Annotated in this window: 24 protein-coding genes and 5 tRNA genes; 17 read left to right on the plus strand and 12 right to left on the minus strand. The window is 73.6% G+C overall.

What is annotated here, in order from left to right:
• The first annotated feature begins 152 nt into the window (after positions 1–152).
• The 3 genes from ACFV3E_RS09605 to ACFV3E_RS09615 all read left to right on the plus strand — a co-directional run bounded on the left by ACFV3E_RS09605 (position 153) and on the right by ACFV3E_RS09615 (position 2,594).
• Entirely contained in the window at positions 153–1,346 is a 1,194-nt protein-coding gene (locus tag ACFV3E_RS09605; protein WP_500534179.1) for a glycerophosphodiester phosphodiesterase, read from the plus strand.
• An 89-nt stretch (positions 1,347–1,435) separates the two neighbouring features.
• On the plus strand, positions 1,436–1,960 hold the full coding sequence (locus ACFV3E_RS09610; protein WP_500534180.1) for a sigma-70 family RNA polymerase sigma factor: 525 nt from the start codon (positions 1,436–1,438) through the stop codon (positions 1,958–1,960).
• A 124-nt stretch (positions 1,961–2,084) separates the two neighbouring features.
• On the plus strand, positions 2,085–2,594 hold the full coding sequence (locus ACFV3E_RS09615) for a GNAT family N-acetyltransferase (RefSeq protein ID WP_500370507.1): 510 nt from the start codon (positions 2,085–2,087) through the stop codon (positions 2,592–2,594).
• A gap of 13 nt (positions 2,595–2,607) precedes the next feature.
• Here the strand turns inward: ACFV3E_RS09615 and ACFV3E_RS09620 are convergent, their stop codons facing one another.
• Together ACFV3E_RS09620 and ACFV3E_RS09625 are read right to left on the minus strand one after the other, a co-directional pair.
• Positions 2,608–3,051, minus strand: coding sequence for a hypothetical protein (locus ACFV3E_RS09620; protein ID WP_500534181.1), 444 nt, complete (start codon positions 3,049–3,051; stop codon positions 2,608–2,610).
• A complete protein-coding gene (locus ACFV3E_RS09625; protein WP_500534182.1) occupies positions 3,044–3,412 on the minus strand; it encodes a hypothetical protein in 369 nt (122 codons plus the stop codon). The genes ACFV3E_RS09620 and ACFV3E_RS09625 overlap by 8 nt, the downstream gene beginning before the upstream one ends.
• Before the next feature lie 452 nt (positions 3,413–3,864).
• Between ACFV3E_RS09625 and ACFV3E_RS09630 the strand changes: the two genes are divergently transcribed.
• From ACFV3E_RS09630 to ACFV3E_RS09640, 3 genes are read left to right on the plus strand one after another with little or no spacing between them, the layout of a single operon-like run.
• Positions 3,865–4,902, plus strand: coding sequence for a methionine ABC transporter ATP-binding protein (locus ACFV3E_RS09630; RefSeq protein ID WP_500534183.1), 1,038 nt, complete (start codon positions 3,865–3,867; stop codon positions 4,900–4,902).
• On the plus strand, positions 4,899–5,618 hold the full coding sequence (locus tag ACFV3E_RS09635) for a methionine ABC transporter permease (protein WP_500370513.1): 720 nt from the start codon (positions 4,899–4,901) through the stop codon (positions 5,616–5,618). The genes ACFV3E_RS09630 and ACFV3E_RS09635 overlap by 4 nt, the downstream gene beginning before the upstream one ends.
• Positions 5,619–5,655: 37 nt before the next feature.
• On the plus strand, positions 5,656–6,486 hold the full coding sequence (locus ACFV3E_RS09640) for a MetQ/NlpA family ABC transporter substrate-binding protein (protein ID WP_500370514.1): 831 nt from the start codon (positions 5,656–5,658) through the stop codon (positions 6,484–6,486).
• Positions 6,487–6,520: 34 nt separating this feature from the next.
• On the opposite strand, the gene ACFV3E_RS09645 is transcribed toward ACFV3E_RS09640, so the two are convergent.
• Positions 6,521–6,907, minus strand: coding sequence for an MmcQ/YjbR family DNA-binding protein (locus tag ACFV3E_RS09645; RefSeq protein WP_500534184.1), 387 nt, complete (start codon positions 6,905–6,907; stop codon positions 6,521–6,523).
• Positions 6,908–6,946: 39 nt separating this feature from the next.
• Positions 6,947–7,714, minus strand: coding sequence for a class I SAM-dependent methyltransferase (locus ACFV3E_RS09650; RefSeq protein ID WP_500322380.1), 768 nt, complete (start codon positions 7,712–7,714; stop codon positions 6,947–6,949).
• Between the two features lie 212 nt (positions 7,715–7,926).
• Between ACFV3E_RS09650 and ACFV3E_RS09655 the strand changes: the two genes are divergently transcribed.
• From ACFV3E_RS09655 to ACFV3E_RS09675, 5 genes are all read left to right on the plus strand, one after another.
• On the plus strand, positions 7,927–8,562 hold the full coding sequence (locus ACFV3E_RS09655) for a GNAT family N-acetyltransferase (RefSeq protein ID WP_500370517.1): 636 nt from the start codon (positions 7,927–7,929) through the stop codon (positions 8,560–8,562).
• 101 nt (positions 8,563–8,663) lie between these two features.
• On the plus strand, positions 8,664–9,887 hold the full coding sequence (gene cbiE, locus ACFV3E_RS09660) for a precorrin-6y C5,15-methyltransferase (decarboxylating) subunit CbiE (RefSeq protein WP_500370518.1): 1,224 nt from the start codon (positions 8,664–8,666) through the stop codon (positions 9,885–9,887).
• Positions 9,888–10,138: 251 nt separating this feature from the next.
• A complete protein-coding gene (cobT, locus tag ACFV3E_RS09665) occupies positions 10,139–13,324 on the plus strand; it encodes a nicotinate-nucleotide--dimethylbenzimidazole phosphoribosyltransferase (protein WP_500534185.1) in 3,186 nt (1,061 codons plus the stop codon).
• Positions 13,325–14,019: 695 nt separating this feature from the next.
• Positions 14,020–15,267, plus strand: coding sequence for a uroporphyrinogen-III C-methyltransferase (cobA, locus tag ACFV3E_RS09670; protein ID WP_500370520.1), 1,248 nt, complete (start codon positions 14,020–14,022; stop codon positions 15,265–15,267).
• Between the two features lie 46 nt (positions 15,268–15,313).
• Positions 15,314–16,132: a TrmH family RNA methyltransferase gene (locus ACFV3E_RS09675; RefSeq protein ID WP_499510839.1), complete on the plus strand. Its 819-nt coding sequence runs from the start codon at positions 15,314–15,316 to the stop codon at positions 16,130–16,132.
• 1 nt (position 16,133) lies between these two features.
• On the opposite strand, the gene ACFV3E_RS09680 is transcribed toward ACFV3E_RS09675, so the two are convergent.
• From ACFV3E_RS09680 to ACFV3E_RS09690, 3 genes are all read right to left on the minus strand, one after another.
• Positions 16,134–17,258 carry an acyl-CoA dehydrogenase family protein gene (locus ACFV3E_RS09680; protein WP_500534186.1) on the minus strand — a complete coding sequence of 375 codons (1,125 nt, stop codon included), beginning with the start codon at positions 17,256–17,258 and terminating at the stop codon, positions 16,134–16,136.
• Positions 17,255–18,439, minus strand: a complete 1,185-nt coding sequence (locus tag ACFV3E_RS09685) for an acyl-CoA dehydrogenase family protein (RefSeq protein WP_500534187.1) — start codon at positions 18,437–18,439, stop codon at positions 17,255–17,257. Before ACFV3E_RS09685 ends, ACFV3E_RS09680 begins: the two co-directional genes overlap by 4 nt.
• A gap of 565 nt (positions 18,440–19,004) precedes the next feature.
• Positions 19,005–20,234, minus strand: a complete 1,230-nt coding sequence (locus ACFV3E_RS09690; RefSeq protein ID WP_500534269.1) for a serine/threonine-protein kinase — start codon at positions 20,232–20,234, stop codon at positions 19,005–19,007.
• A 208-nt stretch (positions 20,235–20,442) separates the two neighbouring features.
• On the opposite strand from ACFV3E_RS09690, the gene ACFV3E_RS09695 reads away from it, so the two are divergent.
• From ACFV3E_RS09695 to ACFV3E_RS09710, 4 genes are all read left to right on the plus strand, one after another.
• Positions 20,443–20,685 carry a DUF8836 family protein gene (locus tag ACFV3E_RS09695; RefSeq protein ID WP_499510833.1) on the plus strand — a complete coding sequence of 81 codons (243 nt, stop codon included), beginning with the start codon at positions 20,443–20,445 and terminating at the stop codon, positions 20,683–20,685.
• Between the two features lie 264 nt (positions 20,686–20,949).
• Positions 20,950–21,153, plus strand: a complete 204-nt coding sequence (locus tag ACFV3E_RS09700) for a hypothetical protein (protein ID WP_018564248.1) — start codon at positions 20,950–20,952, stop codon at positions 21,151–21,153.
• A 192-nt stretch (positions 21,154–21,345) separates the two neighbouring features.
• The gene (locus tag ACFV3E_RS09705) at positions 21,346–22,323 is read left to right on the plus strand and encodes a phosphotransferase enzyme family protein (protein ID WP_500534188.1); all 978 of its coding nucleotides are present in this window, start codon (positions 21,346–21,348) and stop codon (positions 22,321–22,323) included.
• Positions 22,324–22,330: 7 nt separating this feature from the next.
• Positions 22,331–22,624 (plus strand): TFIIB-type zinc ribbon-containing protein, encoded by a 294-nt coding sequence (locus ACFV3E_RS09710; RefSeq protein WP_500534189.1) that lies wholly within the window; start codon positions 22,331–22,333, stop codon positions 22,622–22,624.
• 41 nt (positions 22,625–22,665) lie between these two features.
• On the opposite strand, the gene ACFV3E_RS09715 is transcribed toward ACFV3E_RS09710, so the two are convergent.
• The 5 genes from ACFV3E_RS09715 to ACFV3E_RS09735 all read right to left on the minus strand — a co-directional run bounded on the left by ACFV3E_RS09715 (position 22,666) and on the right by ACFV3E_RS09735 (position 23,135).
• Positions 22,666–22,740 (minus strand) — tRNA-Val (locus ACFV3E_RS09715).
• A 29-nt stretch (positions 22,741–22,769) separates the two neighbouring features.
• Positions 22,770–22,841, minus strand: a tRNA-Val gene (locus tag ACFV3E_RS09720).
• 47 nt (positions 22,842–22,888) lie between these two features.
• Positions 22,889–22,960 (minus strand) — tRNA-Val (locus ACFV3E_RS09725).
• 4 nt (positions 22,961–22,964) lie between these two features.
• Positions 22,965–23,035 (minus strand) — tRNA-Cys (locus ACFV3E_RS09730).
• Between the two features lie 27 nt (positions 23,036–23,062).
• Positions 23,063–23,135, minus strand: a tRNA-Gly gene (locus tag ACFV3E_RS09735).
• Positions 23,136–23,337: 202 nt separating this feature from the next.
• Between ACFV3E_RS09735 and ACFV3E_RS09740 the strand changes: the two genes are divergently transcribed.
• Positions 23,338–24,405 (plus strand): chorismate-binding protein, encoded by a 1,068-nt coding sequence (locus ACFV3E_RS09740; RefSeq protein ID WP_500534190.1) that lies wholly within the window; start codon positions 23,338–23,340, stop codon positions 24,403–24,405.
• Positions 24,392–25,255: an aminotransferase class IV gene (locus tag ACFV3E_RS09745; protein ID WP_500534191.1), complete on the plus strand. Its 864-nt coding sequence runs from the start codon at positions 24,392–24,394 to the stop codon at positions 25,253–25,255. Before ACFV3E_RS09740 ends, ACFV3E_RS09745 begins: the two co-directional genes overlap by 14 nt.
• Positions 25,256–25,291 lie beyond the last annotated feature (36 nt).

The following is a 25,291-nucleotide window of genomic DNA, read 5'->3' on the forward strand; positions in this document are numbered from 1 at the left end:
CACACCGGGTTCACACGACCGGTACGCATTGTTGATCTGCGTTTCCGTCGCGTTCCGTCGCTCGCCGCCCGACGGCAACACCGGCCCGCCTACGATGCGCGCGTCGCTTGGCAGGGTCCGGACAGACGTTCGGCCGACACGAGGGAGCGCACATGACGCACGAGCAGCAGGGCGGCCCGGAGCAGCGCAGGGGGCCCGGGCGCCGGGCACTGATCGGGGCCGCGGCGCTCGGCGCCGGCGTCACCGTGCTCGGCGGCGCGGGCACCGCCGCGGCCGGCGAGCGGGACTCCTCGCACGGCTCCTCTCACGGCTCCGTCCCCGTCCTCCCGCTGCCGGTCCCGACCGTCGTCGGCCACCGCGGTGCGAGCGGCTACCGCCCCGAGCACACCCTGGGCTCGTACCAGCTCGCCCTGGACCTCGGCGCCGACGTCATCGAGCAGGACGTCGTCCCCACCAAGGACGGGCACCTCGTCTGCCGCCACGAGCCGGAGATCGGCGGCACCACGGACGTCGCCGCCCACCCCGAGTTCGCCTCCCGCAGGACCACCAAGACCATCGACGGGGTCGCCACCACCGGCTGGTTCACCGAGGACTTCACCCTCGCCGAGCTCAAGACCCTGCGCGCGGTCGAGCGCCTGCCCGCACAGCGGCAGCGCAACACCCTCTACGACGGCCACTGGGAGGTGCCCACCTTCGAGGAGGTGCTGCGCTGGGCCGACGAGCAGGGCCGCAAGCGCGGCAAGGCGGTCTGGCTGCACGTCGAGACCAAGCACCCCACCTACTTCCGCGGCATCGGCCTGGGCCTGGAGGAGCGGCTCGCCAAGCTGCTGCGCCGCTACGGCCGCGACAAGCGCAACTCCCCGCTGTTCCTGCAGTCCTTCGAGCCCGGCAGCATCCAGCGGCTCGGCGCGCTCGGCCTGCGCAACCCCAAGGTCGTCCTGCTGGACGCGGCGACCACCCGTCCGTACGACTTCGTCGCCGCCGGGGACCCGCGCACGGTCGCCGACCTCGTCACCCCGGCCGGCCTGAAGTGGATCGCCGGCTTCGCCCAGGGCATCGGCCCCACGCTGAACCTGATCATCCCGCGCGACGCGGCCGGCAAGCTCGGCACGCCCACCACGCTGGTGCGCGACGCCCACAAGGCCGGGCTGATCCTGCACCCCTACACGATGCGCAACGAGAACAGCTTCCTGCCGGCCGACTTCCGGGTCGGCACGGACCCCAACGCCTACGGAGACGCCTTCGGCGCCTTCAAGGTCTACTTCGAGCAGGGCATCGACGGCATCTTCTCGGACAACTGCGACACCGCGCTCCTGGCCCGCGCGGATTTCCTCGGCCGGAAGTGATCGTCAACACGAGGTGATCCGCTCCCGCGCACGGGTGGTTCCCCCGCCAGGGGGCAACCACCCGGCGCGGCACGGGTGTCCCGGCGGGCATGACCCCGCGCGTACGACACCAAGAACTGACCGCCATCCGACCGCTGCTCGCCGCCGAGGCCGCGGCCGAGTCGGTCCCCGCCTGCATCGAGGCGGCCGACCTCGAACAGTCCGTGTGGCTGCGGTTGCTGGAGCTCCCCGAGCCGCCCGCCGACCCCGCCCGCTGGCTGCGCCGGGCGGTGCGGGCCGAAGCCCGCCTCGCCGTGCGCCGGGCCCGCCGGGAGACGCCGTACGGCCCCGGCCGCCACCCCGCCGCCGCGGCCCCGCCGAGCACCGAACAGCAGGTGCTCGCCGCCGAGCAGCGGCGCACCCTGCTGGCCGCCGCACGCCGGCTGCCCGGGCGCTGTCCCGAGCTGGTATCCGCCCTGATCTCCCGTTCCGACCCCACTTACCGGGAAATCTCCCGGGAGTTGGGAATCTCACAGGGCAGCCTCGGGCCGATGCGTTCCCGGTGCCTGAGTTGCCTGCGTACGATCCTCGCAACCGGGGTTGCATCACCCGTACGACGGGGTAATGCACCGTAAACAGTCGGCGTATGGACGCTTGTGCACGGCCGCGCCGCCTTCCGGGAAACGATTCAGGGCAACGTCCCGCGCCGCACCCTCACCCCCCGCGGCCCGGGCGGACTCGAAGGAGAGGCCAGCGCACATGGGCATGAGCGTGACCATCTCTGCGGCGACCGGCGACGACGCCGAGAAGATCCTCAAACTGCAGTACCTCTGCTACCAGGACGAAGCCGCACTGTACGGGGACTACGGCATAGAACCGCTGACCCAGACCCTCGACGCGCTGCGCGCCGAACTCGAGGGCGGGGTCGTGGTGGTGGCCCGGCTCGGCGAGGAGGTGGTGGGTTCGGTCCGCGGTTCCGTGGACGAGGACGGCACCGCGCGGATCGCCAAGCTGATCGTCCACCCCCGCATGCAGCGGCACGGACTCGGCGGCCGTCTGCTGCGGGCCATCGAGGAGCGGCTGGCCGCGGAGAGCGAGGCCAAGCGCTACCGGCTCTTCACCGGTCACCGCAGCGACTTCAACCTGCGGCTGTACCGCAAGCTGGGCTACGCGCAGGTGGGCAGCGTCGAACCGGTCACCCGGCAACTGAGCCTGGTGCACATGGAGAAGCCGGCCGACCGGCCCGAGACCTACGCCGCGAGCGCCTGATCCCGCGTCAGGATCATCGGTCCTGCTGTGGCCGTGCCTGCCGGCGCAGCCACAGCAGGCCGGTCACCGGCACGACGACGGGCAGGAACAGGTAGCCCATGCCGTAGTCGGACCACACGGTCTGGTCCGGGAACGCCCCGGAGTCGACCAGCGTCAGCGTGCCCACGGTCAGCACGCCGACCAGTTCGAGGGTGCAGCTGACCAGCGCCACCTTCCGCGCGCCCTCGCCGCCCCGCCACAGGGCCACCGTGATCACCGCGTAGAGGACGCCCGCCAGCAGCGAGAGCAGGTAGGCCAGCGGCGCCTCGTCGAACTGCAGGCTGATCTGCACGACCGCGCGGGAGAGCGCGGCGACGGTGAAGACCCCGTACAGGGAGAGCAGCAGCCTGCCCGGCCCGCGGCCGATCCCGCGCTCGGCGGCGGCCGGCGCAGTGGTGCCCTTCGCGGTCTCAGGCACTGACGCCTCCCCAGATGTCGTGGAGCCGCACCTCGAGCACGGCCAGGATCACCCCGCCCGCGGCCACGATCGCCGAGCCCCAGCGGGTCCGCTCGGACAGCGACATGAAGCCCGCCGCCGGGACGGTGCAGGCCGCGCCGATCAGGTACGCCACGAAGATCGTCGTGCCGTCCACCGGCTTCTCACCGCCGGTGAGCTTGACCACACCTATCACCAGCTGGACCAGCGCCAGCACGGCCACCAGGGCCATGCCGATGAAGTGCCAGTCCTTGGTGGGCTGGTCGCGGAAGGCCGCGTAACCGCACCAGGAGGCCAGGAGCAGCGCCGTGGCCGAGACCACGATCGTGAGCGCGTCGAGCATGGCGCGACTCTATTACGGGCGGGAATCGCCGGGTCCCCGCCCCCTGGGTGTCCACATTCCGGACTGTCGGATCGCATATTGGTACGCCATACGGGCGTCTGCTTTACTGGTGCGCATGACCACGACGAACCGCCGCTGCCGCGCGACCGAGGCGATGACGCCCGGTGTTCGTCGTATGTGTCGAATGTGTGCACGCTGAGGGCCCACGCCATCTGAGTCTCGCGCCCCGAAGCGAGACCCGCCCCTCCTGCCACGGATCGCACCTCCCCATGGACCTGGAACTGCAGCAGACCTTCCGCCGCTGCCGGCTGGCGCACGACCCCCAGCCGCCCGGCACCCACTGCTGACCTCTCCCGCACGCCCCCCGAGGGGCGCAGCCATGCCATGTCCGCGGTCCATACGCCCCGTGTGCGGCTTTCGTCCGCCGCGCACTCGACAGTGACGGAAATCCAGTGATCACCACAACGGGCCTGACCAAGGTCTACCGTTCCCGTGACCGGGAGACGGTGGCCCTCGACGGCGTCGATCTGCACGTCCGCGAGGGTGAGGTGTACGGCGTCGTCGGTCGCAGCGGCGCCGGCAAGAGCACGCTCATCCGCTGCGTCAACCTGCTGGAGCGGCCCACGTCGGGCACCGTCGAGGTGGCCGGCCGGGACCTGACCGCGCTCGCCGGCCGCTCCGACCGGGCGGGTTCCGCGCTGCGGACCGCCCGCACGGGCATCGGCATGGTCTTCCAGCACTTCAACCTGCTGTCCTCGCGCACCGTCCAGGACAACGTCGAGCTGCCGCTGGAGATCCTCGGCGTCTCCGGCCGCGAGCGCCGCCGCAAGGCCGTCGAACTGCTCGACCTGGTCGGCCTCGCCGACAAGGCCCGCGCCTTCCCGGCGCAGCTGTCCGGCGGCCAGAAGCAGCGCGTCGGCATCGCCCGCGCCCTGGCCGGCGACCCCAAGGTGCTGCTCTCCGACGAGGCCACCTCCGCGCTCGACCCCGAGACCACCCGCTCCATCCTGCAGCTGCTGCGCGAACTCAATCAGCAGCTCGGCCTGACCATCCTGCTCATCACCCACGAGATGGACGTGGTCAAGGCCATCTGCGACTCCGCCGCGCTGATGAAGGGAGGCCGCATCGTGGAATCCGGCAAGGTCACCGACCTGCTCGCCACGCCCGGCTCCGAACTGGCCCACGAACTCTTCCCGGTCGGCGGCGAGCCGTCCGGTGCCGACCGCACCGTGGTCGACCTCACCTTCCACGGCGAGGCCGCCACCGAGCCCGTCATCTCCCAGCTCTCCCGCACCTACAACATCGACATCTCCGTGCTCGGCGCCGCCCTGGAGACCATCGGCGGCCGCCAGGTCGGCCGGATGCGGATCGAGCTGCCCGGCGCCTTCGAGGACAACGTGGTGCCGATCGGCTTCCTGCGCGAGAAGGGCCTCCAGGTCGACGTCGCCCCGGTCGGCGGGGACGAGCTGGTCAAGGAGGCCGCGAAGTGAGCTGGTCGCAGATGCAGCCGCTGCTGTCGCAGGCCTGTTGGGAAACCCTGATCATGGTCGGCTGGTCCACCCTGATCGCGGTGGCCGGGGGACTCCCGCTGGGCGTCCTGCTGGTGCTGACCGACCGCGGCGGACTGCTGCGCAACGCCACGGTCAACAAGGTCGTCGGCGTGGTCGTGAACCTCGGCCGCTCGCTGCCCTTCCTCATCCTGATGATCTCGGTGCTGCCCTTCACCCGCTGGGTGATCGGCACCACCATCGGCGCCGAGGCCATGGTCGTCCCGCTCTCCATCGGCGCCATCCCGTTCCTCGCGCGACTGGTGGAGACCGCCGTCCGCGAGGTCGACGACGGACTCGTCGAGGCCGTCCAGGCCATGGGCGGCAGCACCTGGACCGTCGTCCGCAAGGCCCTGCTGCCCGAGTCGCTGCCCTCCCTGATCGCCGGGCTCACCACCACCGTGATCGCGCTCATCGGCTACTCCGCCATGGCCGGCACCATCGGCGGCGGCGGCCTCGGCGACCTCGCCATCCGCTACGGCTACCAGCGTTTCGAGACCTCCCTGATGCTCGTCACGATCGGCGTGCTGATCGTCATCGTGACCGCCGTCCAGCTCGCCGGCGACCTCGCCGCCCGCGGCGCCTCGCACCGCGGCCGCACCTCCACCACGCCCCGGCTGCGCCTGCTGCGCCCGGCCGCGACCCCCGAAGCCTCCTGACACCGCAACGCAACACCGTTCCAGAAAGGCACTTTTCGTGCGTACCAGCATCAAGATCACGACCGCCGTCCTCGCCGCCGCCGGCCTCACCCTCGGCCTGACCGCCTGCGGCGCGGACTCCGGCTCGAAGAAGGACAGCGCGAGCGACCCGCTCGTCGTCGCCGCGAGCCCCGTCCCGCACGCGGAGATCCTCAACTTCGTCAAGGACAACCTGGCGGCCAAGGCCGGGCTCAAGCTCGAGGTGAAGGAGTTCAGCGACTACGTGACGCCGAACACCGCCACCGAGGACGGCTCCGTCGACGCCAACTACTTCCAGAACCAGCCCTACCTGGACGACTTCAACAAGAAGAAGGGCACCCACATCGTGCCCGTCGTCACGGTGCACCTGGAGCCGCTGGGCCTGTACTCCGACAAGCTGAAGTCGGCCGACGCGATCAAGAACGGCGCCACGATAGCCGTCGCCAACGACGCGGTGAACGAGGCCCGCGGCCTCAAGCTGCTCGCCGCCAACGGCCTGATCACCCTCAAGGAGGGCGTCGGCAACGAGGCCACCCCCGCCGACATCACCGCCAACCCCAAGAACCTGAAGTTCAAGGAGCTGGAGGCCGCCCAGCTGCCGCGCTCCCTGCAGGACGTCGACGCCGCCGTCATCAACGGCAACTACGCCATCTCCGCGGGCCTCAAGCCCGCCGAGGACGCCCTGGTGCTGGAGTCCGCCGACAACAACCCCTACGGCAACTTCCTCGCCGTCAAGGAGGGCGACGAGAAGGACCCGCGCGTGCTGAAGCTCAAGAAGCTGCTCACCTCGCCCGAGGTGAAGAAGTTCATCGAGGACAAGTACGCCGGCTCCGTCATCCCCTCCTTCTGACCCGCCGGGCCCGGGCGGGGGGCGGGCAGCGCGTTCACCGCGCCCCGCTCCCCGCCGCCCCCGGCCAGTCCAGCCGCAGCTGCTGCGCGCGCGGGAGCCGTGCCACGACCAGGTCGTACGAGTCCTCGACCAGCTCGCACACCAACGCGTCGGGCAGCGAGCCGTCCAGCGTCACCGTGTTCCAGTGGCGCTTGTTCAGGTGCCAACCGGGCGCGACCGCCGCATGCTCCGCCCGCAGCCGCACCGCGAGGTCGGGCTCGCACTTCAGGCTCACCTTCAGCGGCTCGCCCCCCAGCGCGCTGATCGCGAAGATCCTCCCGCCGACCTTGAAGACGGTCACCTCCGGGTCGCGCGGGAAGGGGTTCTCCTCCACCGCGCCGCTGAAACCGAGGCAGAAGTCCCTCATCCGGTCCGCGTCCATGCGCCCATTCAACACGGCGCCACCGACAGACCCGCGAGATCAGCGCCGCCGCACCCAGTACACGTCCGTCGTGTAGGGCATGTCCACGGCGTCCTTGCCGCGCGTGGCGTCGTGCCCGGCCAGCACCGCCTCCACCTCGGCCAGCACCCGCTCCTGCTCCGCCGGGTCCATCACCGCGATGTGGCTGGAGGACGTCATCCGCTCCACCACGTCCGAGACCGTCGTGGAGTGCAGGTTCGGCCAGTGCCGCTCGTGCACCCGCGACCAGCCCCGGCGGCCGGTGAAGGCCTTGCGCCAGCCGTCGTCCAGAGGGCTCGGCAGGTCACGCGGCGCGAGCCGGAAGACGATGTCCTGGTAGTCCCGCACCCAGGGGACCGAGGTGTCGTAGGTGTTCCACACCAGTGCCAGCGAACCGCCCGGCCGCAGCAGGCGCTCGACCTCCGCCAGGGCCTCCTCCTCCTGGAACCAGTGCCAGGACTGCGCGGCCACCACCGCGTCCGCGCACCCGTCCGGCAGGCCCGTGGCCTCGGCCGTCCCGGCCGACACCCGCACCCCCGGCAGCAGCTCCGCCAGCCGCTCCCGCATCTCCGTCACCGGCTCGACCGCGATCACCTCGGCGCCGGTCAGCGCCAGCAGACGGGTGAACTTGCCGGTGCCGGCGCCCAGGTCGACCACCGTGCGGCCCGCCTCGAGGGGCAGCGCGTCCGCCAACTCGGCCAGGGCCGCCATGGGGTACGAGGGTCGCGACCGCTCGTACACACCCGCGGCCCGCTGATATCCGACTCCTGCTGCGTGGTGCACCGTCACGCGGGCAGACGGTAGCAGGACCGTATGACCACAGGCGTAGCGGACCTGCGGAAAAGCCGGGGAACAGCACACCAACTGCTCCCGTCGTGCGGATGGTTGCACGTACGCTGGGGCGACGGCCGCGCAGGCCCCCGCGGCGACCCGGTCCTGCGGTGACCCGGTGGATGTTGCATGCTGTGCACTTCACACATGCCCTGGCTACGGAGCGTCGAATGACCAGCTTCCCGGAGATCTCGATCAGTACGGAGCGGCTGGTGCTGCGCGCCTACGAGGAGTCCGACATCCCCGCCCTGGCGGAGATGATGAACGACGAGTCCGTGATCGCCTGGACCTCCGTGCCGTATCCCTACACCGAGGCGGAGGCCCGCTCCTTCATCGCCGGGTTCGCCCCCGCGGAGCGCGCGGAAGGCCGCGGCATCGTGCTCGCCGTCACCGAGTTCCTCACCCAGCGGCTGGTCGGCACCGTCCACCTGCAGCGCACCGACTGGCGCATCCGCAGCAGCGAGGCGGGCTACATGATCGCCCCCTGGGCGCGCGGCGAGGGCTACGCGGCGGAGGCCGTCCAGGCCACCGCCCAGTGGCTCTTCGACGACCAGAAGTTCGAGCGCCTGGAGCTGCGCACCGCCGCCGACAACGCCGCCTCGCAGCAGGTCGCGCAGAAGATCGGCTGCATCAGCGAGGGCGTGCTCCGCAACGCCGGCCTGGTCCGCACGCAGACGGAGGGCGGCCGCTGGGAGGAGATCCGCACCGACCTGATCGTCTGGAGCCTGCTCCCGGAGGACCTCGACGGCCTCGCGGAGGAGTCCGCCGACGGCTCCGACTACGCGGCGTACGCCGACTGGCAGTGAGCACCCGCTAGCGCAAGATCCTGGCCGGGGTACTGTGCACACCCCGGGATCACCTCACCCCCGGGCACCACACCGCGACGCGCCCAGGAGGCAGGACGACGATGGCCGACCGCGTCACCGTGATCGGGTGGGACGGCTCACCACCGGGCGAGGCAGCGCGCTCCGCGCTGTCGGCCGCCACCCTGGTGGCCGGGACCCGGCACCACCTGGCACTGCCGTTCGTGCCGGAGGACGCCGAGCGGATCGTACTGGGCAGCATCGACCTGGCCGCCCGCCGCATCGCGCGGCACCGCGGCACCGCGGTCGTCCTCGCCGACGGCGACCCCGGCTTCTTCGGCGTCGTCCGCGCCTTGCGCACCCCCGAGTACGGGCTGGAGGTCGAGGTCGTCCCCGGCGTCTCCTCGGTCGCCCAGGCCTTCGCCCGGGCCGGGATGCCCTGGGACGACGCCCGGGTGGTCGTCGCGCACACCCGTACCCTGCGGCGGGCCGTCAACGTCTGCCGCGCCCACCCCAAGGTCGCCGTGCTGACGACCCCCGGTGCCGGGCCGGCCGAACTCGCCCTGCTGCTCGGCGACGAGCACCGCACCTTCGTGATCTGCGAGGCCCTCGGCACCGAGCACGAGCAGGTCACCGTGCTCACCTCCGACAAGGTGGCCGACCACACCTGGCGGGACCCCAACGTCGTCCTCGTCGTCGGTGCCGCCCCGGCCGCCGCCCCCGCCCATGTTCCGGTTCCGGCCGCCGCCGCGCAGGCCGGCTGGCTCGCCGGCGGGGACCCCGACTCGTCCGACCGCGTACGGGGCTGGGCGCTGCCCGCCGAGCGGTACGTGCCCGGGGACGGCCCGGCGCAGCTGCGCGCCCTGCAACTGGCCCGGCTCGGGCCGCGAGCCGGCGACCTGCTCTGGGACATCGGCGCCGGCGGCGGGGCCGTCGCCGTGGAGGCGGCGCGGTTCGGCGCGGCCGTCATCGCGGTGGAGGCCGACGCCGCGGCGTGCGACCGGATCGAGGACACCGCACGGGACTTCGGGGTGCAGGTCCGGGTCGTCCACGGCCAGGCCCCGCACGTGCTGGAGGACCTTCCGGAACCGGACATCGTGCGCATCGGAGGCGGCGGACCGGAGGTCGTCGCCGCCTGCGCCGCGCGCCGGCCGGAGCGAATCGCCGCGAGCGCCGCGAACCGGGACGAGGCCGAAGCCGTCAGCCGCGCCCTGGACGAGGGCGGATACACCGTGGAACGCACGTTGTTGCAGGCAGTCGAGCTGGACGACGAGTGGTCCGAGCGGGAGCGCACGGTGGTCTTCGCGCTCCTCGGACACCGCAGGTGAGCCAGTGGGTTGCGCCCGCATTGGCACCGGTTTGAGGTGAACCCCCCTGAGCACGCGCGGGCACACGCACGGTAGGCTGACGGACCGCTGTGCCGTTGTCGCGCATTGACGTCGCGTGAGGGCTGATCAGTAATGGTCAGTACCGGTCAATCGCCGTCGTCGTGCCGGTTGCCGCCCACGCTCGTTCTCTCTGTGGGCAGTGTGCTCGGCGCAGCGATGGAAGGAGCGAAACCGATGGGCGAGGGGCACGCATGACTGACACCGGCCAGGTCCCGGGTGAGGGACTGCCGGAGAACGCAGGCGAAGAAGCGGTTCTGCAGCCGCACGCCGACCTTCCCGGCAGTGGCGCGCAGCAGCAGTCCGTCCCCTCGTGGGACGTCGATCCGCTCACCGCGCCGGTTCCTCCCGAGTACCACTACCTCGACCAGCCGTCCGGCCCGGTGCCGGTGGAGGAGGAAGAGGAGATGCTGCTGATGCCCGGTCTGCAGGGGTCCTGGGGCGACCCGCAGCCCGTGCCGCCGCAGCCGACCCCGGTCGCCGTACCCGTCCCGGCGCCCGCTGCCGTGACCCCGGCCGCTCCGGTCCCGGCGCAGGCCCCCACCCCCACCCCCGTGCCGGTCGAGCACACCCCGCACGGCGTCCCGGTGGCGCCCGGGGGCATCGAGCACGACGCCCACGAGAGCGGCGGCCGCGACTCCGTCTCCCTCGACTACTCCGCCGTCCGCACGGAGATGCCGCTCGCACCGGGCATGCCGGCCCCGGAACCGATCCCGGCCGAGCAGGCCGTGCCGCCGCAGCCCGCCCCGTTCGTGATCGAGCACGCGGTGCCGGAGCAGGCCGTACCCGTGGCCGCGGAGCCCGTCGCCCAGCCCGGGCCCGCGGAGGAGGCCGTCCAGATCCGGGCGGCCGAGCCGGCCCCGCAGCCCCATGTGCCCGCGCAGGCGCAACTGCAGGAGGCCGCTCCCGTACCGCCGCGGCGCCCGCTGCACATGGGCCCCCCGATCCCGGACCCGTCCAACGGCGGCGGCATCGTGCGCTCCCTGGCCGACCGCGGCCCGGCCACGCCGCCGCCCGCGCCGCAGCCGGTCCCGGCGCCCATGCCCCAGTCCGGGCCGCCCACCATCGGACCGGAGTACCTGGACATCCCCCGCGACGAGGCCCCCGCCGAGACCCAGGCGCCGGTGCCGGCCCCCGCGTCCGGCGAGACCTGGACGGCCCCGGTGCCGGAGGCCGTCGTGCCCGCGCCCGCTCCCGCCCCGGAACCCGAGCCGGTGGCCGCCCCCGCGTCGCCGCTGGAAACCCCGGACGAGCCGCTGCCGTTCGGCATGGAGCCCGCCGCCGACGTGCCCGTGGCACCGGTCGTACCGGAGGTGCCCGAGCCGGTCGCGGTGCCCGAAGCCGTCGTGGTGCCCGAGCCCGAGCCGGTCGTGGTGCCCGAGCCGGAGCCGGTCGCGGTGCCCGAGCCTGAACCGGTCGCCGTCGTGCCGGAGCCGGAGCCGGTCGTCGAGGCCGTGGTGGAGCCCGAGCCCGTGCCCGTCGTGGAGCCGGAGGCGCCCGTCGCCGTCGAGCCGGTCGCCGAGCCCGCACCCGCCGCGGTCGTGCAGGAGGAGACCCCGGTCACCGTCGCCGAGCCGCAGCACGAGGCGGACCTGGCACCCGAGGCGCCGGAGGCCGACGAGGAGGAGGACCCGGAGCTGCTGCGGCCCGCCGCCGAGGGCTACGACCCCGCCGTACGGGACGCCGTGCACCGCGTCATCCGCGAACGCCGGGACATCCGCAACGGCTTCCGCAAGGACCCGATCCCGCACGAGGTGCTGATCCGCGTGCTGGAGGCGGCGCACACCGCGCCGAGCGTCGGCCACTCCCAGCCGTGGGACTTCGTCGTCATCCGCTCCGCCAAGACCCGGGAGCGCATGCACGAGCTCGCCATGCAGCAGCGCGAGGCGTACGCCAAGTCCCTCCCCAAGGGCCGCGCCAAGCAGTTCCGCGAACTGAAGATCGAGGCGATCCTCGACACCCCGGTCAACATCGTCGTCACCGCAGACCCCACCCGCGGCGGCCGCCACACGCTGGGCCGTTACACCCAGCCGCAGATGGCCCCGTACTCGTCGGCGCTCGCCGTGGAGAACCTCTGGCTCGCCGCGCGCGCCGAGGGCCTCGGCGTCGGATGGGTCAGCTTCTTCGACGAGCGCGAGATGGTCCGCGAACTCGGGCTCCCCGAGCACCTCGAGGTCGTCGCGTACCTCTGCGTCGGCTACGTCGACGAGTTCCCCGAGGACCCCGAACTGGTGCAGTCCGGCTGGTCCAAGCGGCGCCCGCTGGCCTGGGTCGTCCACGAGGAGGAGTACGGCAACCGGGCCCTGCCCGGCGAGGAGCCGCACAACCTCCTGGAGGAGACGCTCCGCGGCATCCGCCCGCTCGACGCGAAGGCGCTCGGCGAGGCCTGGGAGCGGCAGAAGCGGATGACCAAGCCGGCCGGCGCGCTCGGCATGCTGGAGATCATCTCCGCGCAGCTCAGCGGCCTGTCCCGGCAGTGCCCGCCGCCCATCCCGGAGCCCGCGGCCGTCGCGATCTTCGCCGGGGACCACGGGGTGCACGCCCAGGGCGTCACCGCCTGGCCCCAGGAGGTCACCGGCCAGATGGTCGCCAACTTCCTCGGCGGCGGGGCCGTGTGCAACGCCTTCGCCCACCAGGTGGGCGCCGAGGTGTGCGTGGTGGACGTCGGCGTCGCCTCCGACCTGCCCAGCACCCCCGGTCTGCTGCCCCGCAAGGTCCGTCCCGGCACCGCTGACATGACCGCCGGGCCCGCCATGTCGCGCGAGGAGGCACTGCGCGCGATCGAGGTCGGCATCGAGACCGCCCGAGACCTCGTCGCCGCGGGCAACAAGGCGCTGCTCACCGGGGAGATGGGGGTCGCCAACACCACCGTCTCCGCGGCCCTGATCTCCGTCTACACCGGGGTCGACCCGGCGGAGGTCACCGGACGCGGCACCGGCATCAACGACGAGATGCACGCCCGCAAGATCGACGTCGTGCGGCGCGCCCTCGAACTCCACCAGCCCGACCCGTCCGACCCGATCGAGGTCCTCGCGGCGATCGGCGGCCTCGAGCACGCGGCCATGGTGGGCCTGCTGCTCGGCGCCGCGTCCCTGCGGACCCCGGTCATCCTCGACGGCGTCAGCGCGGGCGCGGCCGCCCTGGTGGCCCGCGCCATCGCGCCCGAGGTCCTCGCGGCCTGCATCGCCGGCCACCGCAGCGCGGAGCCCGGCCACCGCGCGGCGCTGACCAAGCTGGGCCTGCGCCCGCTCGTCGAACTCGACCTGCGCCTCGGCGAGGGCACCGGCGCGCTGCTGGCGCTGCCGCTGGTGCAGAGTGCTGCGCGGGCGATGCACGAGGTGGCGACGTTCGACTCTGCGGGGGTCACCGAGAAGTCCTGACCCGGGCGGTCGTGGTGGGCGGGGGTGTTCCTTGCGGCCTGTGGTTGTGTGCGGGTGCGTTGCGCCTGCGGCGGGCGGTTTCCCCGCCGCCCTCCCGATTGCCCGGCGCGGTCGGTGCGGGCCTCGCTGCGTTCGCTGTGGGGTCGGTGCCGCGCCGGGGCACGCCCCCAGCCTTTGGCCGGGGGGACCCCCATGGGCGCACCCCGCCACACCCCCTCATGCCGGTGGGGCGACTGACGGCCGGTGGGGGTTCAGTAAGGCACCTGCGGCAACCCCGGACCGCCTTCTCGCCCCCCACCGGCCGTCATGCGCCCACACATCGGGAGGGGGTGTGGCGGGGTGCGCCCGGAAGCGACGAGCGGCGGACCCGGGCGCCGAATGATGTGGACGTAAACCGCGAGCGCTGTGGGGGTCCCCCCGGCCGAAGGCTGGGGGAGTGCGCCGGCGCGGCCCCGACCCCAGACGAACAGAGCGCAGGCCCGCACTGACCGCGCCGGGCAATCGGGCGGGAGGGCGGGGGATGCCCGCCGCAGGCGCAAACAACCCGCACACGACAACAACGGCAAGCGCACCGCAGGTGTGATCTTGGGCGCTGCGGCGCAGCCACCCCGCACCGTAGGGTTGGGCGGGGCAGGGTCGCCCCGCAACCCCACCCCCCGTCGCGCCGTAAGGCACACCCGAGGAGCCGCACCGCCATGACTGCCGCCGAGGACCGCAACGACGCACCCGCCTACCCCGTCGGACTGCGCCTCACGGGCCGCCGCGTGGTCGTCCTCGGCGGTGGCCAGGTCGCCCAGCGCAGGCTGCCCCCGCTGGTCGCGGCCGGCGCCGAGGTCGTCCTGGTCTCCCCGTCCGCGACGCCGTCCGTGGACGCGATGGCCGCCGCGGGCGAGATCCGCTGGGAGCGCCGCCGTTACCGGCCGGGCGACCTGGCCGACGCCTGGTACGCGCTCATCGCCACCACCGACCCCGAGGCGAACGCCGCGGCCTCCGCGGAGGCGGAGGAGCGCCGCGTGTGGTGCGTCCGCAGCGACGACGCCGAGGCGGCGACCGCGTGGACGCCGGCGACCGGCCGTACGGAGGGCGTGACCGTCGCCGTCCTCACGGGCAGGGACCCGCGGCGTTCCGCGGCCGTGCGGGACGCGATCGTGGAGGGCCTGCGCGACGGCTCGCTCGCCGCACCGCAGCACCGGGGGAGGACCCCGGGCGTGGCGCTGGTCGGCGGCGGCCCGGGTGACCCGGACCTGATCACGGTGCGCGGCCGCCGGCTGCTCGCGGAGGCGGACGTCGTCATCGCCGACCGGCTCGGCCCGCGCGACCTGCTCGACGAACTGCCGCCGCACGTCGAGGTGATCGACGCCGCGAAGATCCCGTACGGCCGGGCGATGGCCCAGGAGGCGATCAACGCGGCGCTCATCGAGCACGCGAAGGCCGGCAAGGCGGTCGTGCGGCTCAAGGGCGGGGACCCGTACGTGTTCGGGCGCGGCATGGAGGAGGCGGAGGCGCTCGCGGAGGCGGGCATCCCGTGCACCGTCGTGCCGGGGATCTCCAGCTCCATCAGCGTCCCGGCCGCCGCCGGCATCCCGGTCACGCACCGGGGCGTGGCGCACGAGTTCACCGTGGTCAGCGGCCATGTGGCCCCGGAGGACCCGCGCTCGCTCGTGGACTGGGCGGCGCTCGCCCGGCTGCGCGGAACACTGGTGCTGCTGATGGCCGTGGAGCGGATCGGCTCGATCGCGGCGGCGCTCGTGGAGCACGGCCGGGGCGCGGACACCCCCGTCGCGGTGATCCAGGAGGGCACGACGGCGGCCCAGCGCCGGGTCGACGCGACGCTCGCGACGGTGGGGGAGCGGGTGGCGCAGGAGGGCATCCGGCCGCCCGCGGTGATCGTCATCGGCGAGGTCGTCGCCGTGGGCGATCGCGTAACCGGCGGTAACCAGTGACGTCGGTGCCGTTGGCACCGCACTTCGGACAAGGCAGTATCACCCTGTGGCTGAGCTCATCACCATCGACGATCCCGACGACCCGCGTCTGCACGACTACACGTCGCTGACCGACGTGGAGCTGCGCCGACGCCGCGAGCCCGCCGAGGGGCTGTTCATCGCGGAGGGCGAGAAGGTCATCCGGCGCGCCCGGCAGGCCGGTTACCGCATGCGCTCCATGCTGCTGTCCGCCAAGTGGGTCGACGTCATGCGGGACGTCATCGACGAGGTCCCGGCGCCGGTCTACGCGGTCAGCCCGGAACTCGCCGAGCAGGTGACCGGCTACCACGTGCACCGCGGCGCCCTCGCCTCGATGCAGCGCAGGCAACTGCCCGACGCGGCGGCCCTGCTGGGTGACGCGCGGCGGATCGTCGTCATGGAGTCGGTCAACGACCACACCAACATCGGCGCCATCTTCCGCAGCGCCGCCGCCCTCGGCATGGACGCCGTCCTGCTCTCCCCGGACTGTGCCGACCCGCTGTACCGCAGGTCGGTCAAGGTCTCGATGGGCGCCGTCTTCTCCGTCCCGTACGCCCGGCTGGAGAGCTGGCCCCGGGACCTGGAGGCGGTCCGGGAGGCGGGCTTCAAGCTGCTCGCGCTGACCCCCGACGAGAAGGCCACCGACATCGACGAGGCCGCCCCGCACCGGCTGGAACGCGCGGCGCTGATGCTCGGCGCCGAGGGCGACGGCCTGTCGACCCGCGCCCTGGTCGCCGCCGACGAGTGGGTGCGCATCCCCATGGCGCACGGGGTGGACTCGCTGAACGTGGGGGCGGCCGCCGCGGTCGCGTTCTACGCGGTGGCGACCGGCCGCCCCCGGGACTGACTCAGCCCGCCGCGGCCGGCAGGTCCACCAGGGCGGCGAGGGCCGCCCGGTGGCGGCCGGGCGTGCCCAGGGCGATCTCGTCGGCCTTGGCGCGCTTCAACCGCAGGTGGGCCGGATGCTCCCAGGTCATGCCGATGCCGCCGTGCAGTTGGACGCACTCCTCGGCGGCCCGCACGGCGACCGGCGCGCAGAACGCCTGCGCCACGGCGACCGCGACCGGGGCGTCCGCGCCGTCGCCCGCGAGCGCGTCGGCGGCGTTGCGCGCGGCGGCGCGGGACTGGACGACCTCGAGCCACAGGTCCGCGAGCCGGTGCTTGAGGGACTGGAAGGAGCCCACGACCCGGCCGAACTGGTGACGCTCCTTCAGGTACGCCACCGTCTCGTCCAGGCACCACTGGGCCAGGCCCAGTTGCTCCGAGGCCAGCAGCCCCGCCCCCGTCAGCAGGGCCCGTTCCACGGCCGCCGCGGCGGTCCCGGGCCCGGCGAGCCTGCGGGCCGCCGCCCCGCCGAAGGAGACGTCCGCGATCGGCCGGGTCAGGTCGAGCGGCACCGGTACGGACAGGGCGACCCCGGGCGCGTCGGTGCGCACCTCGTAGAGCCCGGGCCCTTCCGGACCGTTCGCGGGCACGATCAGCACGTCCGCGGCGGGCGCGTCGGCGACGCTGGTCACGCGCCCGGCGAGGACGCCGTCCGCGTCGGCCCGTACCCCCTGGGAGACGTCCGCGCCCGGCGCCGTGGGCAGCGGCACGGCCAGGGCGGCCGTCTGCTCGCCCTCCGCGAGGCGCGTCACGACGGCGTCGGCCTCCGCGGTGCCGGCCGCCAGCAGGGCCGCGGTGGCCAGCACGGCGCTGCCCAGGAAGGGCACGGGCGCCACGAAGGCCCCCAGCTCCTCCAGCACGACCGCGGCCTCCCGCGCGGAGGCGCCCTGGCCGCCGAGCTTCTCCGGCACCAGCAGCCCCGCGACCCCCACCTCCCGGGCCAGGGTCCGCCACAGCGCGGCGTCGTACGGCTCGTCGCCCTCGCAGCGCGCCAGGACGTCCGCCGGTGCGCACCGGTCGGTGAGCAGACCGCGCACCGCGGCGCGCAGGTCGTTCTCGACGTCGGAGTAGAGCAGGTCGGAGCTCATCGCGGCAGGTCCTTCCAGGGGACGTCCTTGTCCGAACGGGGCTCGGAGGGCAGGCCGAGGACGCGCTCGGAGATGATGTTGCGGAGGATCTCGGACGTACCGCCCTCGATCGAGTTGCCCTTGGCCCGCAGATAGCGGTATCCGGCGTCGCGGCCGTAGAAGTCGACGATCTCCGGGCGGCTCATCGTCCAGTCGCCGTACCGCAGCCCGTCCTCGCCCAGCAGTTCCACCTCCAGACCGCTGATGCGCTGGTTGAGCGAGGCGAACGCCAGCTTCATGCCCGAGCCCTCGGGGCCCGGGGCGCCCACCGCGAGCTGCTGGCGCAGCCGTTCGCCCGTGAGGCGGGTGACCTCGGCGTCCACCCACAGCCGCAGCAGCCGGTCGTGCAGGTCCGGCGTGCGCAGCTCGGGCCGCTCCCGCCACGTGGCGGTGACGGTGCCGATCATCCCGCCCTCGCGGGGGAGCGCGGTGCCGCCGATGGCGACCCGCTCGTTCATCAGCGTCGTCTGCGCCACGCGCCAGCCGTCGCCGACCTCGCCGAGGCGGTGGGCGTCGGGGATCCGCACGTCCGTGAGGAAGACTTCGTTGAACTCGGCCTCACCCGTGATCTGCCGCAACGGCCGCACCTCGACGCCCGGGTCCGTCATGTCGCACACGAAGTACGTGATGCCCTGGTGCTTGGGGACGTCCGGGTCGGTGCGGGCGATCAGGATCGCCCAGCGCGCGTTGTGGGCGTTGGACGTCCACACCTTCTGGCCGGTGACGATCCAGCCGTCGCCGTCCCGCACCGCGCGGGTGCGCAGGCCCGCCAGGTCCGAGCCGGCGCCGGGCTCGCTGAACAGCTGGCACCAGACCTCCTCCCCGGTCCACAGCGGGCGCAGGAAGCGCGCCTTCTGCTCCTCGGTGCCGTACCGGAGGACGGTGGGGGCCGCCATCCCGAGGCCGATGCCGATCCGGCGCGGTTCGTTGTCCGGCGCCCCGGCGGCCGTCAGTTCGGCGTCCACGACCCCCTGCAGGGCGCGCGGCGCGCCCAGCCCGCCGAGGCCCTCCGGGTAGTGCACCCACGCCAGGCCGGCGTCGAACCTGGCCCGCAGGAAGTCCAGGCGGTCCGTCGCCGCCGGATCGTGAGAGGCCAGCAGCGCGCGCACCCGCTCGCGCAGCTCCTCCGGTGTGACCGTCATGCGAATGCGTCCCTCCGCGTGTGCGTAGCACTAAGCAAGCGCTTAGAAACTAGCTCACGGGGTGCCCTCCCGTCACCCCCTGGTGCGGCGCGTCTCGTGTGCGAGTGCGTTGTGGTTGCTGTTGGGGTTTCTCCCCCGCCCGCCCTCCCGATTGCCCGGCGCGGTCAGTGCGGGCCTGCGCTCTGTTCGGGTGGGGTCGGTGCCGCGCCGGCGCACGTCCTCAGCGCTCGCGGTTTGGCCCTACATCGTTCGGCACCCGGGTCCGCCGCTCGTCGCTTCCGGGCGCACCCCGCCACACCCCCTCCCGCTGTGTGGGCGCATGACGGCCGGTGGGGGTTCAGTGGGGCGCTTGCGGCGACCCCGGACCGCCTTTGCCCCCCCCACCGGCCGTTGGTCGCCCGCGATAGGGAGGGGGCGGGGGAGTTGGGGGCACCCCCGGCCGAAGGCTGGGGGAGGGCGGGCGGGCGGGTGGACGCCCGCCGCAGGCGCAAACAACCCGCACACAAACACCGAGCCGCACACAACCACCGGCAGGGCGCCTCGCAGGGCCGACGCGGTGCCAGGCTTACGGCGCGTGCGGCGCCGTCGCGCCGGCCCCGGGCAGCAGGCCGATGCCGCGGCTGGGGCCCTGGCAGCCCTGGGCGGCGGCGATGCCGAGCGCGACGAGGAGGGTTACGGTGACGAAGACGATGAGCCGCTGCCGCAGCAGCCTGCGGTCGGCACCCACGGGCCGGCGGCCCGCCGGCGTGCGGGGAGCCGGGGTGCGGCCGGAGGGCGTCCGGGCCGGGGTGCGCGGCGTGGCGGGCGTACGGGGGGAGGCCGGGGTACGCGGCGCGGCGGGCGTGCCCGCCGCCGTCCGCCGCTCGGTCTGCTGGTCCGCGTACGCCTGCGCCCGCGGGCCGGTGGGCCGCTCGGCGCGCGGACCGGACGCCCTCGGCACGATGTCGCGCCGGCCCGGCGCCGCGCCGAGGCCACGGGCCTCACGGGCGGCGATCTCGGCCAGCCGCTCGGAGAGTTGGACCGTGCTGGGCCGCTGCTCCGGGTCCTTGGCGAGGCAGGCGTACACCAGGGGGGCCAGCGAGTCCGGGACACCGGTGAGGTCCGGCTCCTCGTGGACGACCCGGTAGAGCATGACCTCCGAACTGCCCTGCCCGAACGGCGAGTCGCCCATCGCCGCGTACGCCAGCGTCGCACCGAAGGCGAAGACGTCGGTGGCCGGGGTGACCGCCGCCCCGCGGACCTGCTCCGGCGCGAGGAACCCGGGGGACCCGACGGCGGTGCCCACGTGGGTGAGGGTGCTGGCGCCGGTGGACCAGGCGATGCCGAAGTCGATGATCCGGGGGCCCTTGGGCGACAGCAGGATGTTGGAGGGCTTCAGGTCGCGGTGGACGACCCCGGCCTCGTGGACGGCGACCAGTCCCTCCGCCAGTGCGGCGCCGATGGACGCGGTCTCGGCGGCCGGGAGCATGCCGTCCCGCGCGACCTTGTCGTGCAGGGAGGGCCCGGGAACGTACTGCGTGGCGAACCACGGGCGGTCCGCCTCCAGATCGGCGGCGACCAGCCGGGCCGTGCAGCCGCCGCGGATGCGTCTCGCCGCGGAGACCTCGCGCGCGAAGCGCGAGCGGAACTCCTGGTCCTCGGCCAGCTCGGGGCGGATCACCTTCAGCGCGACCCGCTGGCCGCGCTTGTCGGCGCCCAGGTAGACGACGCCCATGCCGCCCGCGCCCAGCCTCCGGTGCAGGCGGAACGAGCCGACGACACGCGGGTCCTCGCGCCGGAGCCGCATCATCGCCATGTCGTCCATCCCCGCTGCCTGCCTGGCCAGTCTGACGCCGACAGCTTACGGACTGACCGCCCGTCGCGCCGCGAGGCCGCGCCCGCGCGGGGCGGCGGATTGTCAGTGCCGGATGGGATCCTTGAAGAGTGGGGAAAATTCCGGCCGCTGACGGGCCCGGAATTTCGTCATGCCGTCAACAGTCCGTCGGGCAAGGGGGATTGACGCCATGAAGGGTGACCGCGTGGAGATAGTCGTCGACGCGGGCGACACGACGAGGACGTACGAAGTGGTCGCCACCAGGGCGGGCCGCAGGGTCGAGACGGCGGTCCGCCGAGGGGTGGTGGAAGTGAGCGAAGTCACCCGGTCCGGCTCCGTGGTGCGCACCGCGCGCTTCATGGCCACCCGGGTCCTCGCCCTGGTCGAGCAGCCCATGCCGACCGGCGACGCGGAGGACGAGGAACGGGGCTGACGGGCCCCGTCCGCGCCCGCCCGGGAGATCCCCTCGGGGATGTCCCGGGGGTGCGGCCGGGTCCCTCCACCCAGGGGAGTACGCGACCGGACCCGGAGTCATCCTCGGGGAGGCCAGGGAAGCGGTACGAGGGCATGACGACCGGCGCCGGCGCCGCGCCTACTGTTGAGGTCAAGCGGCGGGCGGAGCACTCGTCCCCCGAGGTCAAACGCCCGCCGCCCCGACAACTGTGCATGATCACGGACCACGACCCGGGAGAGGGCCATGGCGAACACGGTGAGCCGTACGGTGCGGCCGGCGCGCGGCAGCAGGATCGCCGCCTTCGGCATACGCCCGTCGGGCACCCGGCATCCGCTGGTGGCGGTGGCGATGGTGCTGCCGCTCGCGGTGCTGCTCGCGGTGGCCTTCGGGGGCTGGGACGCGGTGGTCACACAGGCGTCGTCCGTAGCCGGTCTGATGGGGCGCTGACAGACGCCCCGCGGCCCCGGAAGAGCGGTCCGGGTCCGCGAGGACCGGTGAACCAACCCCGTGGGGACGGGGGTACGGCGGACGGCATGAATGCCCGGGTACCGTGGCGGTACCCGGGCATCACACCCGGCATTGCCATGGTGCGGCGCGCTGCCGCACAGTGGGCCGGTGACACGGGCGGTGGGGGAAGAAGTGACCAGCAGCGGAGCACCGCTGACGCACGCCCTGGGGGCGGTCGCGGCAGCGGCCTCGCGGGTACCCGGCCAGGCACGGCCGGCCGTGCTCGCCGAACGGCCCGACGCCACCGTCGTCCGTGGCGGCCGCCTCGTCGCCAAGGCCCACGCCCCGGGCACCGATCCGCAAGAGCTCGCCCTGCGCCTGCGCGTGGCCGCCCATCCTCTGCTGGACGGCGTCCTGCTGCCCCCGGCGCCGCTGCCCGACCACGGCGGCGCGTTGAGCGCCGTGCTCCTCGGTCGCACCGTGAGCCTGTGGCCCCTCGGCGAGCCGGTCGACCGCGAGGACCCGGACTCCGCACCCTGGGCGGAGGCCGGCGCGCTCCTGGCCCGTCTGCACACCGTGCCGGTGTCCGCGCTGCCCGGTCCGCCGCCGCAGATGCGCGGGCCGGTCAGCGCGGCCGGCGCGGTCGCGAGGATGCTCGCCGGCGGCGCCGGCGACCCGGCGGTGCTCGCCGCCTGGCACGGCCTGCCGCCCTGGGCGCGCGGCGAGGCCCCGCAGCCGCGGCAGGTGCTGTGCCACGGCGACCTGCACATGGGCCAACTGGTGCGCCACCCGGCGCCCGACGGGCCGTGGTGCCTCATCGACGTGGACGACCTCGGGCTCGGCGAGCCCGCCTGGGACCTGGCCCGGCCGGCGATGTGGTTCGCCGCCGGGCTGCTCGACCCCGCCGACTGGGGCCGCTTCCTCGGCGCGTACCGCGCCGGCGGCGGCCCCGCCGTTCCCGCTGACGGCGACCCGTGGCCGCATCTCGACGTGGCGGCACGGGCGTTGGCGGTCCAGACCGCGGCGACAGCCGTCGCCAAGGCCGCGCAGGAGGGCCGCGCACTCGACGGGACGGAACGGACCGTCCTCGATACGTGCCGCCGAATCGCGGAAGTAAGGTGCAGTTCTACGCCGGGGGAGGACCCCCGGCCGGCGCGAACGAGGAGATGAGCCGACGATGCTCTGTCCCAAGTGTCATGGCCCGATGCAGACGTTCACCCGCAGCGGCGTCCAGATCGAGCAGTGCGGCAACTGCCGGGGGATCTTCCTGGACTACGGGGAGCTCGAGGCGCTGACCCGCATGGAGTCGCAGTACGCCCAGCCCGCCCCGCCGCCGCCCGGTTACCCGCAGGCGTACCCGCAGCAGCAGCACGCCGCCCCGGCCTGGGGTGCCCCGCACGGCGGGCACCACGGGGGCCACCACGGCCACCACAAGCAGCAGAGCTGGGCGCACATGCTCTTCTCGTCATGACACGACCGAGGGCCGGAGCGAACGCTCCGGCCCTCGGCTGCTGGTGGACGATACTGGGATTGAACCAGTGACCTCTTCCGTGTCAGGGAAGCGCTCTCCCGCTGAGCTAATCGTCCTCGGTACTGCGGGTGGTTCTGGTGCAGCGTGCGCGATACTGGGATTGAACCAGTGACCTCTTCCGTGTCAGGGAAGCGCTCTCCCGCTGAGCTAATCGCGCTCGGGTCCCCCGTGCCGAAGCCCTGGGGAAGGCCCTCCCGGGCCCAGTGGACGATACTGGGATTGAACCAGTGACCTCTTCCGTGTCAGGGAAGCGCTCTCCCGCTGAGCTAATCGTCCTCAGAGGTGGAGACGGGATTTGAACCCGTGTAGACGGCTTTGCAGGCCGTTGCCTCGCCTCTCGGCCACTCCACCAGCGCGGGGGCGGTGACCCCCACTTCGAGCGGACGACGAGATTCGAACTCGCGACCCTCACCTTGGCAAGGTGATGCTCTACCAACTGAGCCACGTCCGCAGTGTCTCCCCCGGAGCTCGCACCCGGGCGGGACCTCCGCCGGTACGCTTCCGCGTCCCGGCGACGAGTTGAACTCTAGCGGATTACGGCTCCGCCACCAAAACGCGTTTCCGCAGCGTGCCGGGTCGGTGACCAGCGCATCTCGCTCGTCGCCGCCGACTTAGACTCGCACTCGCCCCACCGGACCGACCTGGGAAGCCCCGTGCCCGACCTCGAGCCCCTCGCCAGATTCGGCGGCCTCGTCGCCTCCGACCTGCGGGATGTCACCACCGACCCGGCCGCGCTGGACTCCTCCGGCTTCTGGGCGGTGGTCGCCGGCTTCGAGGGCGACATGGTCTGCGCGCGCTTCGGGAACGTACGGCCGGAACCCGCCGTGGCCGCCCCCCGCCGGCTCTGGAAGGGCCCCGCCCGCGGCGACTGGACGTCCTCGCTGGACCGCGCCGGGTACACCGCCGGAGTGCGCCGCGTCCGCGAGTACATCGCGGCCGGCGAGGTCTACCAGGCCAACCTCTGCCGGGTGCTCACCGCGCCGCTGCCCGATCCGGACGCCGACGTCGACGCCCTCGCGGCCGTCCTCGCCCGCGGCAACCCCGCCCCGCACGCGGGAACGGTCCGGCTGCCCGCGCACGGCATAGAGGTGGCCAGCGCCTCCCCCGAACTCTTCCTGCGCCGCCGCGGCGAGGTGGTCGAGTCCGGACCCATCAAGGGCACCGGCCGCACCGAGGCCGACCTGCTGCCCAAGGACCACGCCGAGAACGTCATGATCGTCGACCTGGTCCGCAACGACCTCGGGCAGGTCTGCGCCACCGGCACGGTCAGCGTCCCCGACCTCTGCGTCGTGGAGAAGCACCCCGGCCTGGTCCACCTCGTCTCCACCGTGCGCGGCGAACTGCGCGAGGGCGCCGGCTGGGCCGCACTGCTGGACGCCGCGTTCCCGCCGGGCTCCGTCACCGGCGCGCCCAAGTCCAGCGCCCTGCGCATCATCGCCGAACTGGAGACCGCCCCCCGCGGCCCCTACTGCGGCGGCATCGGCTGGGTCGACGCCGACCGAGGCACCGGCGAGCTCGCCGTGGGCATCCGCACCTTCTGGATCGACCGCGCCGCCCCCGGCGGCCCCGTGCTGCGCTTCGGCACCGGTGCCGGGATCACCTGGGGCTCCGATCCCGAGCGGGAGTGGGACGAGACGGAACTGAAGGCCTCCCGGCTGCTGGCAGTAGCGTCGGGTACGTACGACTCGAACGAAGGCGAACGGAACCATGGGGCAGAGTGACACCGTGAGCACGACCACCGCCGGCGCGATCTGGGTCAACGGCGCGCTGCGCGAGACCGACGAGGCGTCCGTGTCCGTCATGGACCACGGCCTGACCGTCGGGGACGGCGTCTTCGAGACGCTCAAGGCCACCGGCGGCACCGCCTTCGCGATGGACCGCCACCTGCGCCGGCTGGCCCGCTCCGCGCGCGGCCTCGGCCTGCCCGAGCCCGACCTGGACGCGGTGCGCCACGCCTGCGAGGCCGTCCTCGCCGCCAACCCGGCGCCCCACGGCCGGCTCCGCGTCACGTACACCGGCGGCACCTCGCCGCTCGGCTCCGAGCGCGGCACCACCGGCCCCACCCTGGTCGTCGCCCTCGGCGCCGCGACCGTCCGCCCCGACACGACGGCCGTCGTCACCGTCCCCTGGACCCGCAACGAGAAGGGCGCCCTCGCGGGGCTCAAGACCACGTCGTACGGGGAGAACGTCGTGGCCCTGGCCCGCGCCCACCAGCACGGCGCCTCCGAGGCGCTCTTCGCCAACACGCAGGGACGCCTCTGCGAGGGCACGGGCTCCAACGTCTTCGTCGTCCTCGGGGGCAAGCTGCTCACGCCGCCGCTCGCCTCCGGGTGCCTCGCCGGGATCACCCGGGAGCTCGTCATCGAGTGGGCCGGCGCCGAGGAGGCCGACCTGCCCTTCGAGGCCCTCGCCGAGGCGGAGGAGATCTTCGTGACCTCCTCGCTCCGCGACGTCCAGGGCGTCCACCGGGTCGACGACCGCGAGCTGGCCACCGGGGCCCGTCCCGGCCCGGTCACGGCCAAGGCGATGCGGGTCTTCGCGGAGCGGTCCGTGGAGCACCCGAACCCCTGAACCGGGGCGGTCCCGGGTGGTTGAACCCGTGACGTA

Source organism: Streptomyces sp. NPDC059718, assembly GCF_042733315.1.
Lineage (GTDB): Bacteria > Actinomycetota > Actinomycetes > Streptomycetales > Streptomycetaceae > Actinacidiphila.

Bases quoted from the DNA above. Each gene is read 5' to 3' on its own strand.
- ACFV3E_RS09605 (WP_500534179.1), top strand. From the start codon at position 153: ATGACGCACGAGCAGCAGGGCGGCCCGGAGCAGCGCAGGGGGCCCGGG.
- ACFV3E_RS09615 (WP_500370507.1), top strand. From the start codon at position 2,085: ATGGGCATGAGCGTGACCATCTCTGCGGCGACCGGCGACGACGCCGAG.
- ACFV3E_RS09695 (WP_499510833.1), top strand. From the start codon at position 20,443: ATGAAGGGTGACCGCGTGGAGATAGTCGTCGACGCGGGCGACACGACG.
- ACFV3E_RS09645 (WP_500534184.1), bottom strand. From the start codon at position 6,907: ATGGACGCGGACCGGATGAGGGACTTCTGCCTCGGTTTCAGCGGCGCG.
- cobT (WP_500534185.1), top strand. From the start codon at position 10,139: ATGACTGACACCGGCCAGGTCCCGGGTGAGGGACTGCCGGAGAACGCA.
- ACFV3E_RS09710 (WP_500534189.1), top strand. From the start codon at position 22,331: ATGCTCTGTCCCAAGTGTCATGGCCCGATGCAGACGTTCACCCGCAGC.
- ACFV3E_RS09680 (WP_500534186.1), bottom strand. From the start codon at position 17,258: ATGAGCTCCGACCTGCTCTACTCCGACGTCGAGAACGACCTGCGCGCC.
- ACFV3E_RS09685 (WP_500534187.1), bottom strand. From the start codon at position 18,439: ATGACGGTCACACCGGAGGAGCTGCGCGAGCGGGTGCGCGCGCTGCTG.
- ACFV3E_RS09690 (WP_500534269.1), bottom strand. From the start codon at position 20,234: ATGGCGATGATGCGGCTCCGGCGCGAGGACCCGCGTGTCGTCGGCTCG.
- cobA (WP_500370520.1), top strand. From the start codon at position 14,020: ATGACTGCCGCCGAGGACCGCAACGACGCACCCGCCTACCCCGTCGGA.
- ACFV3E_RS09610 (WP_500534180.1), top strand. From the start codon at position 1,436: ATGACCCCGCGCGTACGACACCAAGAACTGACCGCCATCCGACCGCTG.
- ACFV3E_RS09625 (WP_500534182.1), bottom strand. From the start codon at position 3,412: ATGCTCGACGCGCTCACGATCGTGGTCTCGGCCACGGCGCTGCTCCTG.
- ACFV3E_RS09700 (WP_018564248.1), top strand. From the start codon at position 20,950: ATGGCGAACACGGTGAGCCGTACGGTGCGGCCGGCGCGCGGCAGCAGG.
- cbiE (WP_500370518.1), top strand. From the start codon at position 8,664: ATGGCCGACCGCGTCACCGTGATCGGGTGGGACGGCTCACCACCGGGC.
- ACFV3E_RS09745 (WP_500534191.1), top strand. From the start codon at position 24,392: ATGGGGCAGAGTGACACCGTGAGCACGACCACCGCCGGCGCGATCTGG.
- ACFV3E_RS09655 (WP_500370517.1), top strand. From the start codon at position 7,927: ATGACCAGCTTCCCGGAGATCTCGATCAGTACGGAGCGGCTGGTGCTG.